At 61.3% G+C, this 13140-nt stretch carries 14 protein-coding genes; 6 read left to right on the plus strand and 8 right to left on the minus strand.

Going from position 1 to position 13140, the window contains the following annotated elements; all coding sequences use genetic code 11:
* Positions 1-252: 252 nt before the first annotated feature.
* Positions 253-1242: a ribonuclease Z gene (locus tag E0D86_RS16490; protein WP_131651129.1), complete on the minus strand. Its 990-nt coding sequence runs from the start codon at positions 1240-1242 to the stop codon at positions 253-255.
* A gap of 215 nt (positions 1243-1457) precedes the next feature.
* Between E0D86_RS16490 and E0D86_RS16495 the strand changes: the two genes are divergently transcribed.
* The gene (locus E0D86_RS16495) at positions 1458-2771 is read left to right on the plus strand and encodes a CitMHS family transporter (RefSeq protein WP_131651130.1); all 1314 of its coding nucleotides are present in this window, start codon (positions 1458-1460) and stop codon (positions 2769-2771) included.
* A gap of 136 nt (positions 2772-2907) precedes the next feature.
* Positions 2908-3690 carry a sulfite exporter TauE/SafE family protein gene (locus E0D86_RS16500; protein ID WP_131651131.1) on the plus strand — a complete coding sequence of 261 codons (783 nt, stop codon included), beginning with the start codon at positions 2908-2910 and terminating at the stop codon, positions 3688-3690.
* Between the two features lie 23 nt (positions 3691-3713).
* Here E0D86_RS16500 and E0D86_RS16505 read toward each other — a convergent pair whose 3' ends face one another.
* Positions 3714-4142, minus strand: a complete 429-nt coding sequence (locus E0D86_RS16505) for a VOC family protein (protein WP_131651132.1) — start codon at positions 4140-4142, stop codon at positions 3714-3716.
* A 19-nt stretch (positions 4143-4161) separates the two neighbouring features.
* The gene (locus tag E0D86_RS16510) at positions 4162-4581 is read right to left on the minus strand and encodes a YciI family protein (protein WP_131651133.1); all 420 of its coding nucleotides are present in this window, start codon (positions 4579-4581) and stop codon (positions 4162-4164) included.
* Positions 4582-4862: 281 nt separating this feature from the next.
* Between E0D86_RS16510 and E0D86_RS16515 the strand changes: the two genes are divergently transcribed.
* The 3 genes from E0D86_RS16515 to E0D86_RS16525 all read left to right on the plus strand — a co-directional run bounded on the left by E0D86_RS16515 (position 4863) and on the right by E0D86_RS16525 (position 6791).
* Entirely contained in the window at positions 4863-5393 is a 531-nt protein-coding gene (locus E0D86_RS16515) for a DUF3455 domain-containing protein (RefSeq protein ID WP_131651134.1), read from the plus strand.
* A gap of 61 nt (positions 5394-5454) precedes the next feature.
* Entirely contained in the window at positions 5455-6072 is a 618-nt protein-coding gene (locus E0D86_RS16520; RefSeq protein ID WP_131651266.1) for a sigma-70 family RNA polymerase sigma factor, read from the plus strand.
* Positions 6069-6791, plus strand: coding sequence for an anti-sigma factor domain-containing protein (locus tag E0D86_RS16525; RefSeq protein ID WP_131651135.1), 723 nt, complete (start codon positions 6069-6071; stop codon positions 6789-6791). The genes E0D86_RS16520 and E0D86_RS16525 overlap by 4 nt, the downstream gene beginning before the upstream one ends.
* A gap of 168 nt (positions 6792-6959) precedes the next feature.
* Here the strand turns inward: E0D86_RS16525 and E0D86_RS16530 are convergent, their stop codons facing one another.
* Complete coding sequence (locus E0D86_RS16530) at positions 6960-7664, minus strand: glutathione S-transferase N-terminal domain-containing protein (protein WP_131651136.1); 705 nt, start codon at positions 7662-7664, stop codon at positions 6960-6962.
* 168 nt (positions 7665-7832) lie between these two features.
* On the opposite strand from E0D86_RS16530, the gene E0D86_RS16535 reads away from it, so the two are divergent.
* Positions 7833-9200 carry a GntP family permease gene (locus E0D86_RS16535; RefSeq protein ID WP_131651137.1) on the plus strand — a complete coding sequence of 456 codons (1368 nt, stop codon included), beginning with the start codon at positions 7833-7835 and terminating at the stop codon, positions 9198-9200.
* 73 nt (positions 9201-9273) lie between these two features.
* On the opposite strand, the gene E0D86_RS16540 is transcribed toward E0D86_RS16535, so the two are convergent.
* The 4 genes from E0D86_RS16540 to ccoN all read right to left on the minus strand — a co-directional run bounded on the left by E0D86_RS16540 (position 9274) and on the right by ccoN (position 13058).
* Positions 9274-10521, minus strand: coding sequence for a M20/M25/M40 family metallo-hydrolase (locus E0D86_RS16540; protein ID WP_131651138.1), 1248 nt, complete (start codon positions 10519-10521; stop codon positions 9274-9276).
* A 92-nt stretch (positions 10522-10613) separates the two neighbouring features.
* Positions 10614-11309 (minus strand): MOSC domain-containing protein, encoded by a 696-nt coding sequence (locus E0D86_RS16545; protein WP_131651139.1) that lies wholly within the window; start codon positions 11307-11309, stop codon positions 10614-10616.
* 81 nt (positions 11310-11390) lie between these two features.
* Positions 11391-11606, minus strand: a complete 216-nt coding sequence (locus E0D86_RS16550) for a hypothetical protein (RefSeq protein WP_131651140.1) — start codon at positions 11604-11606, stop codon at positions 11391-11393.
* Between the two features lie 3 nt (positions 11607-11609).
* Positions 11610-13058 carry a cytochrome-c oxidase, cbb3-type subunit I gene (gene ccoN, locus E0D86_RS16555; protein WP_131651141.1) on the minus strand — a complete coding sequence of 483 codons (1449 nt, stop codon included), beginning with the start codon at positions 13056-13058 and terminating at the stop codon, positions 11610-11612.
* Between the last annotated feature and the right edge of the window lie 82 nt (positions 13059-13140).

The following is a 13140-nucleotide window of genomic DNA, read 5'->3' on the forward strand; positions in this document are numbered from 1 at the left end:
GCGAGCGCGGCCGTATCGCCTGCTGCAGACGATGATGAGCGGCGCTTGAAGGCGGCATCGGTGCGGCATGGAAGCAGCGGGAACGACGCCGACAGCAAGCCTAGGCAAGGATCGAACGGTTGTAAACGAGAAATATTCGCGGATGTGTGTTGTTGCTAAATGCGTGTTTATCGCGTTTGATGTGGTTTCACAATCACCGAGCTTGGTAGCGCACGCGCTGCGGATCGGCTCGGCACGGCGACGGTAAGCCCGCTACAGCGCCTGGGCTTCATCGGTGATTGTCCTGTTGTCGAAGCCCAACATCCCGTCTTTCCCCAGTCTTAACCTCAGAAAGTCTTTTGCCAAAAACAGCGCTCCCTGATAGCACCCAGCAGCCTCCGCTCGTATATCGTCCATCGATAACCCTGGCCCCGGAGCGTTCTGGTAGCGCGCACTGAAGTGCGTCAGCACCAGGTTGGGTAACCCGACGGCCTGCGCAAAGGTTGCAACCTGTGCCGCAGTGCTGTGGCCGAAATCGTTTTTACCCGCGTCGGCGATGGGCTGGGTGTAGGTGGCTTCGTGAACGAGCACGTGCGCGTCCTGGCAGGCGTCACGCAGCAGCTCGGGGCGGTCATTGTCGCCGGCGATCACGACGCGGCGGGGCGGGCGTGTGGACAGCAGATAATCCTCGCTGCGCAAAAAACGGCCTTGGAATTCGACGTCATGGCCGCGCACCAGTTGCCCCCAGAGCGCGCTGCGAGGGATGCCGTCGCGGTCCAGCTTTTCAACATCGAGGCGCGGGTCGGGCCGCGCTTCGGTGAAACGGTAGCCCCAGCTCGGCACGCGATGGGAGAGGGCGATGGCTTCGACGCGCACCTGCGGGTTGCGCCAGCCTTCGAAGGTCTCGATGGCGTGAAAGCGGAGTTCATAGGGCAGGCGGCTCTGGCTCATTTCGAGCGTAGCGCGTATCCAGCCTTCGATTGCCGCGGGCGCGATGATTTCCAACGGCTCCTGCCGGCGCGCCATGCCGGCGCTGGCGAGCAGACCGGGCAGGCCAAAGCAGTGATCGCCGTGCACATGTGTGATGAAAACCGCGCGCAGGCCATGCAAGGTCAAAGGTGTGCGCAGCAGCTGGTGCTGAGTGGCCTCGCCGCAGTCGATCAGGTACCAACCTTTTCCGCTGTCTTCCACCAACGCCAGCCCGCTGACATTGCGGGCCTTGGTCGGTGTGCCGGACGAGGTACCAAGAAATAGCAGATCCACACCTGTGCTCCTGTTCTGCAATGTTTGTGATTCGTGACTCAGCGTCCTGATCAATGCAAGCAGATCCACGGGCGACCGCCATTCTCGAGGCCCGACATATTTCCTCACAGTGCCCCAGCGTTTCGTTTGGTGGGTTAAAGGTTGCTGAAAGCTTTGCTCCGTAGCCTACCCGGCTCACCTGTTTCAGCTGGATAAGAATAAAGAGGAGATTAGGCTTGTTGACTCTGATTGGTCTGTTGACCATTGGCAGCTTGGTAGTACTGCTGCTCGTCGGGCGCATGGCGCCGATTCTGCCGTTGATCGTAGTACCGCTGGTAGGCGCATTGCTGGCCGGCTTCGGACCGGAGGCGATCTCCGGTTTTTTCACTGACGGTCTGGAGCGTGTGATATCCATCGCCGCCATGTTCGTCTTCGCCATCACCTTTTTCGGCGTGCTTCAGGATACCGGGCTGTTCCGTCCGATCATCGGCGCCATGGTGAAGATCACTCGCGGCAACGTGATCGCCGTGGCGATGGCCACTGCTGTGATCGGCATGCTGGCGCACCTCGACGGCGCCGGCGCGACCACCTTTCTGCTGACCATTCCTGCGCTGCTGCCGCTGTATCGTCAGCTGCGGATGAGCCCGTACCTGATGCTCATGCTGCTGGCCCTCGGCGCTGGCATTTTCAACATGCTGCCCTGGGCTGGCCCGTTGGGCCGCGCGGCGGCGGTGACCGGTATTGAAGTGACTGAGCTGTGGCGGCCGCTTGTTGCCGTGCAGGGCATCGGCGTGGTGTTGCTGGTGGCACTGGCCGCCTTGCTGGGTTGGCGTGAACAGCGGCGCATCGCGTCGGGCAACGTACCGGCAGATGTTGGCGTGCTGGTCGATACCCATGCGGGTCTTCACGAACCTACCCCTGAAGAGCGTGCGTTGGAGCGTCCCGGGCGTCTCTGGGTCAATGGAGGCCTGTTCCTGCTGGTGTTGATTGCGCTGTTCGCGGGTGTGTTACCGGCTGGCTACATCTTCATGATCGGCCTGTCGCTTGCGCTGTTCATCAACTACCCAGGCGGCAAGACACAGATGCAGCGCATCGCGGCGCATGCGCCGGCGGCGTTGAGCATGGGCATGATTATTCTCGCGGCGGGCTCGATGCTTGGGATGCTGACCGGCACCGGTATGCTGACGTCCATCGCCCAGGATCTGGTGCAGGTGCTGCCTGCCTCGATGGTGTCGCAGCTGCACATCGTTCTCGGTGTATTTGGTCTGCCGATGGAGCTGATGCTGAGCACCGACGCCTATTACTTCGGTCTGCTGCCGGTCACGTTGGAAGTGGTGACCAATCACGGCGTCGAGCCAGCCAGCGTCGTTTACGCGATGACCATTGGCAACATCATCGGTACGTTCATTAGCCCATTCTCGCCAGCACTCTGGTTAGCTCTGGGGTTGGCCGGGCTGGATCTGGGCCGGCATATCCGCTACTCGCTATGGTGGATGTGGGGCTTTTCCTTGTTGCTGTTCATCGCCGCTTGGATGCTTGGTCTCTTCTGATGATCCGAGACGTAGCAATCTTCTTATATCGTTTAGCTACTAAAAAAGAACAAACTTATATTAAGGATTGCTAGTACTCGCCGTTATGCTGCTTCCCTTTGACACGGCCCAGGCGGGCCTCAACGGGAAGCGAACGATGGAATTAGGTGTTATCGGCTTTGTGGTGGCCGGCCTGCTGGTGGGGTTCATCGTTGGCATGACAGGCGTTGGCGGTGGCTCGTTGATGACGCCTATTCTCCTGTGGTTTGGCGTCAACCCGGCTGCCGCCGTGGGTACCGACCTGCTTTACGCGGCGATCACCAAGGCCGGTGGCGTCTGGGTGCATCAGAAGAATCGCAACATCGATTGGAGCATCACCGGCTGGCTGGCGCTTGGTAGCGTGCCGGCGGCGGGCCTGACGCTCTGGGTGCTGAGCGGGTTGCACTCCGATCCGGAAGTGCTCAACGCGATTATCAAACAGTCGTTGGGCGTCGTTCTGGTGCTCACCGCGCTGGCGGTGCTATTCAAAATGCGGCTGCTTGCATTCGCCGCTCGTCTGTCCGGGCCGACGCCTCGGCTTTCGCCGCGTGGGCTTAACGTGCTGACCGTGGTGGTTGGTGGAGTGCTCGGTGCGATTGTGACGCTGACCTCCATCGGTGCCGGCGCGCTGGGTACCGTGGCGCTGTTCTTTCTCTACCCGCTATTGAGCACGCGCCGCCTGGTCGGAACCGAGATTGCCCATGCCGTGCCACTTACGCTGGTGGCAGGGCTGGGCCATGCCGGCATGGGGAATATGGATTGGACCATCCTGGCCTATCTGCTGGTGGGCTCGTTGCCGGGGATTTACCTGGGCAGCAACCTGGCCGGCAAGGTGCCGGATACCGTCCTGCGTCCCTGCATGGCGGTTATGCTGGCAGCCATCGGCTATAAGCTGATCTGACCCTTCTTCGGCCGGATGGTCCGCTATCCGGCCTGTTCGCAATTGACCATCCAGGAGACGCCGAAGCGGTCGGTCAGCATGCCGAAGCGCTCGGCCCAGAAGGTTTTCTCCAGCGGCATCACGACCTGTCCGCCTTCGGCCAGCCCGTTGAACAGGCGTTCGCACTCGGCAACGCTTTTGGGATGCAGGGATATCGAGCAACCCTTGATGCCTTCGTATGGGCCGCCACCACAGGCTGCATCGCCGGGCATGGTGTCGGATGCCATGAGCTGGTAATCGCCCAGGTTCAAACAGACGTGCATGATTCGCTCGCGGTGCTCGGCAGGAAAGTGCTCGGCTTCGGGCGCCTGAGCGAAGGTCATCATTTCCAGCGTGCCGCCCAGTACTTGTTGATAAAGCGTAAAGGCGTCGCGTGCCTGGCCGTCGAAGGTTAGATAAGGGGTTATCTTCATGGTCATTCTCCTGTTCCGATCAGTGGGAAATCCGGGCGCGCAGGCGTTCTTCCTGCTCGCGCAATTCGGGCGTGAATTCAGCGCCGAAGTCCTCGGCTTCGAACACCTGACGGATCTCGATTTCCGATTCGCCAACGGCTGAGGCGGGGCAGCGCTTTACCCAGTCGACGGCTTCCTGCAGCGAGCCGGTCTGGAACATCCAGTAGCCAGCGATCAGCTCGCGGGTTTCGGCGAACGGGCCATCGACGACCGAGCATTGCCCATCGCTGAAGCGCACGCGTGCGCCCCGGCTGCTCGGATGCAAGCCGTCGCCACCCAGCAGTACTCCGGCACTGGCCAATTCTTCGTTGTACTGGCCCATGGCCGCGAGCACTTCCTCGCTGGGCATCACACCCGCTTCGGTGTCGTGGTTGGCCTTGATCATCACCATGAATCGCATCGTCTGACTCCTTTATCGGATGGGAGAAAACAGCCTAGACGGATCTGCACGAATTTCCGCTGGCTCTGATCATTGGTCGAGTGGGAGAGGTGAGAATCGACACGATGACGAAATTTTCTTTGCTACTGCAATAAACGGGCGCCTAACCCTTCAGGTGATTAGGGCGCTGGTTGGAGACTCCGAAAATATTTCTGCAAGGTCTGCATCCGATTCGGTTTCTCGCGGGTAGTACAGGTAGCGGCCAGATTTGCCGCCCACTTCATCACTATCGGAGATTCAAAATGGACGCGAAAAAGATCCTTTGCCTGACCGGACTTTCCCTGGCGCTCGGCTGTTCGGCCAATGCCTTCGCCAAAATGGACGTACCCGACGCCGTCAAGGTCCCGGATGGCCACACCGTCAGCATGGAAACCCGCGGCGTCGGCAAGATCACCTACGAATGCCAAGCCAAAGCCGATATGCCCGAAAAAATGGAGTGGGTGTTCATCGGCCCCAAGGCCGCGCTCAATGATCGCAGCGGCAAACAGGTGGGCAGCTACTACGGCCCGCCTGCCACTTGGGAGGCGGCGGATGGATCGTCGATAACCGGAACCCAGGTTGCGGTGGCTCCGGCTGGCGATGGCAACATTCCGTATCAGTTGGTCAAGGCCAATCCTGCCGAAGGCGACGGCGCGATGAAGGGCATCAGCTATATTCAGCGCGTAGCGACCAAGGGCGGCGTAGCGCCAGCGGCAACCTGCGATGCAGCCAGCAAAGGTGAGCGCCAGGTCGTGGATTATCAGGCCGACTACCTGTTCTGGACCAACAAGTGAGCCCAGCACAGCGGGCCACCAGTCGCTCGATATGAGCGTCAAACGCCTCTATGCTTCACAGATGCCCCGGCCTGCGCGCCGGGGCAACTACAATCAGCCAGTGGCGGATCAATTGTCAGCAGCGTCCCCATCCCCGTTCGACTACGAAGCGGCCCTGCGCGCCTGTGCTCGCGGTGAGCGCTCGGCATTACAGAAACTATATGAACAAGAAAGCCCGCGCCTGCTCGGCGTGGTTCAGCGCATCGTGCGAGACGCCGCGCTGGCGGAGGACATCGTGCATGACGCCTTCATCCGCATCTGGAATAAAGCGGCAACGTATGACCAGACGCGCGGCTCGGCCCGTGGCTGGATCTTCAGCGTGACCCGCCACCTCGCGCTCAACGCCGTGCGCAACGATGCCCGGCAGACGCAGTTGGACCCAGACGAGGACGGCGAAACCAGCCACGCGGCCATTGATGGTTGGCAAGAACAGACTGACGCCTTCGATTGGCGCGTCAATCCCGGCCGGATTGAAGCCTGCCTCGAACAACTGGAGCCGGTACGTCGCAACTGTGTATTTCACGCCTATGTCGACGGCTATTCTCATCAGGAAATCGCCCAGCGCCTGGGTGCTCCGCTGGGCACAGTAAAGGCTTGGATCCGCCGTAGCCTGACCGCCCTTCGCGAGTGCATCGGATGAATACCGAACTCAACGACAGTGGGGAACGCCTGCACGAACTGGCCGGCGAATACGTAATAGGCACATTGCCTGCGTCGCAGCGGGAGGACGTCGAGCGGCGTTTACCGGTCGAGCCCGAACTGCAAGCCGCCATGGATTATTGGGAAGCACGCCTGTTGCATCTGACCGATCTGGTTGAGCCGCAAACGCCTTCGCCGCGCCTGTGGACTCGCATACAACGCACCCTGGATGAATCCGCTCGACAGACTGCACCGGTGCCGCGTATTCGTCACTGGTGGGACAGCCTATCGCTCTGGCGAGGCTTCGCTGCCGCTGGCATGGCCGCAACGCTGGTGTTGGGCACGTTGCTGGTCACCCGCACCGCGCCGGATTCATCGCCGACCTGGCTGGTGGTGCTCGCGACCCCGCAGAACCTCGCCCCCGGCTGGGTGATGCAGGCCAGCAACCAATCGCGGGAAATCGAACTGATCCCCCTCGGCGTTACCGAGTTGCCGCCGGACAAGGCGCTGCAGCTCTGGACCAAGGCCGAAGGCTGGCAGGCGCCGGTCTCGCTCGGATTGGTCAAGCCCGGCGAGCCGGTGAAGATTCGCCTCGACGAGCTGCCGCCGCTGCAGCCCAATCAGCTGTTCGAACTCACGCTCGAACAACCAACTGGCTCGCCAACCGGCAAACCGACCGGGCCGATCCAGTTCATCGGGCGCGCGGCGAAGGTGATCTAGGGCCTTCACGTCTCGGCGCAAAATCTCTGGCTTGCTTGCAGCAACCCATCCAGAACCACTCGCAGCAACATCCGACAAATACCTGCCCCCTCTCCCTCCGGGAGAGGGTTGGGGCGCCCGGCATAGGGCTGCTGTCATAAGCACAGAGCGCTCGGCGGAAAGTCCGTTTCATCCGCGAGGTGGAATGTTCAGACCTTTGGCCACTGCAGGCCGCGCGACAAAGGCATCCAGCACGCGCTGCACATTGCTGAAACGCTCGAACTCCACCAGCTCGCGCGCTTCGTAGAAGCCCACCAGATTGCGCACCCAGGGGAAGGTGGCGATATCGGCGATGCTGTAGCGGCCGCCCATGAGCCACTCGCGGCCTTCCAGGCGCTTGTCGAGCACGCCTAGCAGGCGCTGGGTTTCCGCGAGGTAACGGTCGCGCGGGCGCTTGTCCTCGTAGTCCTTACCAGCGAATTTGTGGAAGAAGCCGAGCTGCCCGAACATTGGCCCGATGCCGCCCATTTGGAACATCAGCCATTGAGTCGTCTCGTAGCGGGCCGCCGTGTCCTCCGGTATGAGCTGACCCGTCTTGTCTGCCAGATACAACAGAATCGCCCCGGATTCGAACAGCGTCAGCGGCTTACCGTCCGGCCCGTTCGGGTCGAGAATCGCCGGGATCTTGTTGTTTGGGTTCAGTGAAAGGAATTCCTCCGATAGCTGATCCTTGCTCTCGAAGCTGACCAGGTGCGCCTCGTAGGGCAGCCCGGTCTCCTCCAGCATGATCGATGCCTTCACCCCGTTGGGCGTGGGCAGCGAATAGAGCTGCAGGCGTTCCGGGTAGCTGGCTGGCCATTTCTGGGTGATCGGGAAGGCGGATAGATCGGACATGCGAGAATGCTCTCCATACGATGAGCAGTTGAGGATAGCCCAGCCTTTGGCGCAGTTGGTCGACCGCCTCGACGGCTCCGAGCGCCACGGACAAGCTGCACTATGCTCAACGCAGCGCAGGTGTCGGCGCCTGTCGCATTCTGGAACCATTACACGAGGCGTTCGACCATGGTGCTGATCCTCATCTTGTTGTTGCTGATTGCCTTCATCGTGTATTCCACGGTGAGCTGGAAGCTGCATCCCTTTCTGGCACTGTTGGCAGCGGCAATTCTTGCCGGCTTCGCCTATCAAGTCCCGACTGCGGAAATCCTCAAAACGGTCGCGACTGGCTTCGGCGGCATCCTCGGTTATATCGGTATTGTCATTGCGTTAGGCACCATCATCGGCGTCATCCTCGAACGCTCCGGCGCGGCGATCACCATGGCCGAAAGCGTGATCCGGCTGCTGGGCGAACGCTTCCCGACCCTGACGCTGTCGATCATTGGCTATCTGGTGTCGATCCCGGTGTTCTGTGATTCCGGCTACGTCATCCTCAACTCGCTGAAAAATGCACTGGCGGCGCGAATGAAGGTCTCGGTGGTGGCGATGAGCGTGGCGCTGGCCACCGGCCTGTACGCCACCCACACCTTCGTGCCGCCGACACCGGGTCCAATCGCAGCCGCAGGCAACCTGGGATTGGAAGATTCGCTGGGGCTGGTGATAGCCGTCGGTCTTCTGGTCTCGGCAGTAGCTGCGCTGGCCGGGATGCTCTGGGCCAACCGCTTTCTCAAGCAGGATGATCGCGAGCTGCTGGACGAAGCGCCTAGCGAGCTGCTCGCCGAGGATGTGGATTTCGATACCTTGCGAGCCCGCTATGGCACCTTGCCCAGCGCCTGGCAAGCCTTCGCGCCTATCTTCATTCCCATCGCGCTGATCTGTATCGGCTCGGTCGTCGCGTTGCCGGGCAGACCGCTGGGCGAGGGCGTTGTGTTCTCTGTACTGGGCTTTCTCGGCCAGCCGGTCGCCGCTTTGCTGATCGGCCTGGGCTTCGCCTGCACGTTGCTCAAGGGCGAGAACAAGCGCCAGCAGTTCCATGATCAGGTTGCGGCTGGCATCGTCTCCGCGGCGCCGATTCTGCTGATCACCGGCGCTGGTGGTGCCTTTGGCGCAATGCTGAAAATCACGCCGCTAGGCGATTACCTGGGCCAAAGTTTGTCGGCGCTGGGTATCGGTCTGTTCATGCCCTTCATCGTTTCCGCCGCGCTGAAGACTGCGCAGGGCTCCACCACCGTCGCACTGGTCACCACATCAGCCATGGTCGCGCCGTTGCTCGGCAGTCTCGGTCTGGATAGCGAAATGGGCCGGGTCCTCACGGTAATGGCCATCGGCGCGGGCGGTATGACCGTGTCCCATGCCAATGACAGCTTCTTCTGGGTCGTCTCGCAGTTCAGTCGGATGAAGGTATCGACCGCCTACCGCGCGCAAACCATGGCGACGCTGGTTCAAGGCGTGGTGGGGATGGCCGTGGTCTGGCTGTTGGGGCTGGTGCTGCTCTGAAAGCTTCGCTCTGATTCGTAGCAACGAGCCACACCGGAGGCAGGCAACATCCCGGTGTGGCTCGAGCTGCCGACTAGCGGGACTCGTTCTCGCCGGACAATGTCTTGATCATCGCCACCGTCAGATACAGGCGCGGCGCGATGCTGGCAAGTTCCAGGTATTCCTCGTCCGAATGCAGACCAGCACCGACTACACCCATGGTTTCCAGTACGGCTGGTTTGTCGCTGTCCGGCACGTAGGCGTAGCCGGCATCGGTGCCGAAACGCATGGCGATGGGTTCGATGGTCTTGCCGATTTCACCGTAGAGCTTCTGTGCCGTCTCGGCTAATTGATCCGAGCCGGCGTTCTTCGCCAGCGGTGGTCGGCCTTTATCGATGCGAAGTTCGACCGTCGTGTCCTCAATCAGCTTGTCTTTGATGATTCGCTGGGCATCGGCCAGAACCCGGTCGTACTCACTCAGATCGGAATAGCGCATGTCGGCCTCGGCGGCGGCGCTGTCAGGAATGATGTTGCGCTTCTCGCCGCCCTTGATCATCGTCCAATTGACCGTGGTGCCCTTGCCCGGATCGCCCAGATCCTTGAGCTGCACCAGTTGATGCGCGAGCTCCATGACGGCGTTGCGGCCCTCTTCGGGTGCCGATCCAGCGTGCGAGGATTTGCCTTTTACCTCCAGCATCACCGCGTTGATACCGTTGGTTGCGGTGGTCACGGCGTCCTTGTCTGGCGGCTCGTAGGAAAAGACGTAATCGTGCTTGCGGGCGAGCTCGCCGATGATCTTCTTCGAGCCCGACGAACCCATTTCCTCGTCGGGATTGAACAGCACGGTGATCGTCCCGAAGCCATCGAAGTTCTGCTCCTTCAGCAACTTCAGCGAATGCAAGATCATCGCGACACCGCCTTTGGCATCAGCGACGCCTGGCCCATACGCGCGCTGTTCATCCATGCGGAACGGGCGCTCGGCAGCGGTGCCTTCGGCGAATACCGTGTCGTAGTGGACCATCAATAGGAAATCCTTCGTGCCCATACCTTTCAGCGTACCGACGATGTTGTCGCCGGCCGATGGCGTGGCCGGGGTGGTGGTAACCTCGGCGCCCAGCGCTTCCAGACGCTCGACCAGCATTTCGCTGACCGTGGCGAGTCCCTGCTGCTGGCCGGTGCCGGTGTCCACCGCGACCAGCGCTTTCAGAGTGTCGAGATAGGCCTCCTGCTCCGTTTCGGCCTGTTTGAGCAGCTCGCTGGGCTGGAGCTCGGCAGCGAGGGCGGGAAAAGCGAACAAGCCGAGCGCGAAGGCGGCGGCGATGGACGAGCGGCGAGCATGCATGGAGGGCCTCGTTCATTTTTGTGGTTATCGAGGATGAGAGGCCCGGCAAGCGCGCATGTTCCGCCAACCAGACGCCGGCAAAGCCGGTTTTGTCAGGTTTCGCTATTCGAGCCGTACAGCCGCTTGCTCCAGTCCTCCACGGTGTGCTGTTGCAGGCGGCGCTCCACTAGCTTGCGCCAGGACGGCACTAATGGCAGTTCGTTCAGTTCATGCAGGGCAGTTTGGTCCAGGGTGCGCTGATAAAGCACTTCCAGTACCCGTGTTAGCGACCAGCGCGGGAAAGGGCGGTGTTCGAGGATGAGCAGCTGCCCGGCTTCGAGCGCGCCGGGTTCGAGCACTTTGTAGTACCAGCCGGTCATGCCGCTCTGTTGCACACGCAGCGCCATGTCCGGGATGCCGAAGCGATCATTTAGCTTCCAGCAGGGCTGGCGCGTCTGCACCACTTCCAGCCGTGCTTCGCCGCAGCGCAGGACATCTCCGAGGCATAGGTCCGCCTCGCTGAGCCCACGGGTACTGATGTTCTCGCCGAAGGCGCCTGGTTGCTCCAGCAGCGGTAGGGCACCGAGCTGCTCGCGCCAGCGGGAGTAGTGTTCGTAGGCATAGTGGTGCACGGCTTTGTTCACGCCGCCATGCACCTTGCGGTCGCCCTGCTCGTCGCCTTCCAGCCCTTCGAAACCCACTGGGACCGGGCCGGCGACCGCGTGCTTGGCGATGGCGCTGCGGGTGCCGGAGCGGGTGTAGGGGGCGGCCTTGCCGACCAGTAATTGCTCGATCCTTGCCAGCTGCATTGGCGCTCCGGACGCTCGTCGTGAAGGAAGCGATTGTGCCTCAACCGCCGTCCGAAGCGCTGTCGCTGACCGCCGCGTCTGTCAGGCTTTCCAGATGTAAGGCGGCTCTGGTTCTTCGGCAGGACGCACCACCCGGTCGCAGACCAGCCCGGTTTCGGCCATCAATTGCCGGGCGGCTTCGGGATCGTCGGCGAAGGGCAGCAGGGCAGTCTGCTCCGCGTCGTGGCTGGACAGATTCGTCAGGCTCAGCGCCGCGCCAAGCAGCGCTATCACGGTGAAGAGGATCAGCATTGCCATGGTTTACCCCGCCGTGACCAGATTGGGAATCGGCGCCTGAACGGCATTGTCGCCCGCGCGCACGGTGCGCCAGGTGTTATAGGCCATCAGCAGCATGCCGAAGGCGAACAGTCCGCCGCCGATCATGCGTACCACGTAGCCGGGATGGCTGGCTTCTAAGGCTTCGACGAAGGAATAGGTGAGGGTGCCGTCTTCGTTGATCGCACGCCACATCAGACCCTGGGTGATGCCGTTGACCCACATCGAGGCGATGTAAAGCACCGTGCCGATGGTACTTAGCCAGAAATGCGCGTTGATCAGACCGACGCTGTGCATCTGCTCCCGCCCCCAGAGCTTGGGAATCATGTGGTAGAGCGTGCCGATGCTGATCATCGCTACCCAGCCGAGGGCGCCGGCATGCACGTGGCCGATGGTCCAGTCGGTGTAATGAGAAAGCGCGTTGACGGTCTTGATGGCCATCATCGGGCCTTCGAAAGTGGACATGCCGTAGAAGGCCAGAGACACCACGAGGAAGCGCAGGATCGGGTCGGTGCGCAGCTTATGCCAGGCGCCAGAGAGGGTCATCATGCCGTTGATCATGCCGCCCCAACTCGGCGCCAGCAGGATGATCGACATCACCATGCCCAGGCTTTGCGCCCAGTCCGGCAGTGCGGTGTAGTGCAGATGATGCGGGCCGGCCCAGATGTACAGGCTGATGATCGCCCAGAAGTGCACGATGGACAGGCGGTAGGAATAGATCGGCCGCTCCGCCTGTTTGGGTACGAAGTAATACATCATCCCAAGGAAACCCACCGAGAGAATGAAGCCCACCACGCTGTGCCCATACCACCACTGCACCATGGCATCGGTGGCGCCCGAATAGATCGGATAGGACTTGAGCAGCGTCACCGGCACCAGCATGTGATTGACGATGTGCACCATCGCGGTGACGACGATGAACGCACCGTAGAACCAGTTGCCGACGTAGATATGGCTGACCGTGCGCTTGGCAATTGTCCCGAAGAACAGCCATGTGTAGGCGATCCACACGAAGGTGACCAGCAAGGCGATGGGCCATTCCATCTCCGCGTATTCCTTGGAGGTGGTGTAACCCAGCGGGTAGCTGATCAGCATCGCCACGATCGCCGTCTGCCAGCCCCAGAACACGAAGCTCGCCACGCCGTCGGAAATCACGCGTACCCGGCTGGTGCGCTGCACGACGTACAGGGAAGTGGCGAACAGCGCGTTACCACCGAAAGCGAAAATCACCAGATTGGTGTGCAACGGACGGATGCGTCCGAAGCTGGTCCAGGGCAGGTCGAAATTCAGTTGCGGCCACACCAGTTGGGCCGCGATGAACACGCCCATGCCCATGCCGAGGATGCCCCAGATCAGGGTCATCAAGGTGAACTGGCGAACGATGTGGTAGTTGTAGGTTTCGCCGGACGAGCCGACAGGAATCACTCGGGACATGAAATTTCCAGATGCACGCAAGGAGGATTTGCAAGGTTTCGTTCAGCCTTTACGCCTCATGGGCTTCCTCTGCGGGGGCCTC

The organism is Pseudomonas sp. IC_126 (assembly GCF_004331835.1).
Lineage (GTDB): Bacteria > Pseudomonadota > Gammaproteobacteria > Pseudomonadales > Pseudomonadaceae > Stutzerimonas.

Excerpts from the sequence above, each read along its gene's own strand:
- ccoN (WP_131651141.1), bottom strand. The coding sequence starts at position 13,058 with ATGTCCCGAGTGATTCCTGTCGGCTCGTCCGGCGAAACCTACAACTAC.
- E0D86_RS16510 (WP_131651133.1), bottom strand. The coding sequence starts at position 4,581 with ATGCGATTCATGGTGATGATCAAGGCCAACCACGACACCGAAGCGGGT.
- E0D86_RS16545 (WP_131651139.1), bottom strand. The coding sequence starts at position 11,309 with ATGCAGCTGGCAAGGATCGAGCAATTACTGGTCGGCAAGGCCGCCCCC.
- E0D86_RS16550 (WP_131651140.1), bottom strand. The coding sequence starts at position 11,606 with ATGGCAATGCTGATCCTCTTCACCGTGATAGCGCTGCTTGGCGCGGCG.
- E0D86_RS16505 (WP_131651132.1), bottom strand. The coding sequence starts at position 4,142 with ATGAAGATAACCCCTTATCTAACCTTCGACGGCCAGGCACGCGACGCC.
- E0D86_RS16535 (WP_131651137.1), top strand. The coding sequence starts at position 7,833 with ATGGTGCTGATCCTCATCTTGTTGTTGCTGATTGCCTTCATCGTGTAT.
- E0D86_RS16525 (WP_131651135.1), top strand. The coding sequence starts at position 6,069 with ATGAATACCGAACTCAACGACAGTGGGGAACGCCTGCACGAACTGGCC.
- E0D86_RS16520 (WP_131651266.1), top strand. The coding sequence starts at position 5,455 with ATGCCCCGGCCTGCGCGCCGGGGCAACTACAATCAGCCAGTGGCGGAT.
- E0D86_RS16515 (WP_131651134.1), top strand. The coding sequence starts at position 4,863 with ATGGACGCGAAAAAGATCCTTTGCCTGACCGGACTTTCCCTGGCGCTC.
- E0D86_RS16530 (WP_131651136.1), bottom strand. The coding sequence starts at position 7,664 with ATGTCCGATCTATCCGCCTTCCCGATCACCCAGAAATGGCCAGCCAGC.
- E0D86_RS16500 (WP_131651131.1), top strand. The coding sequence starts at position 2,908 with ATGGAATTAGGTGTTATCGGCTTTGTGGTGGCCGGCCTGCTGGTGGGG.
- E0D86_RS16540 (WP_131651138.1), bottom strand. The coding sequence starts at position 10,521 with ATGCATGCTCGCCGCTCGTCCATCGCCGCCGCCTTCGCGCTCGGCTTG.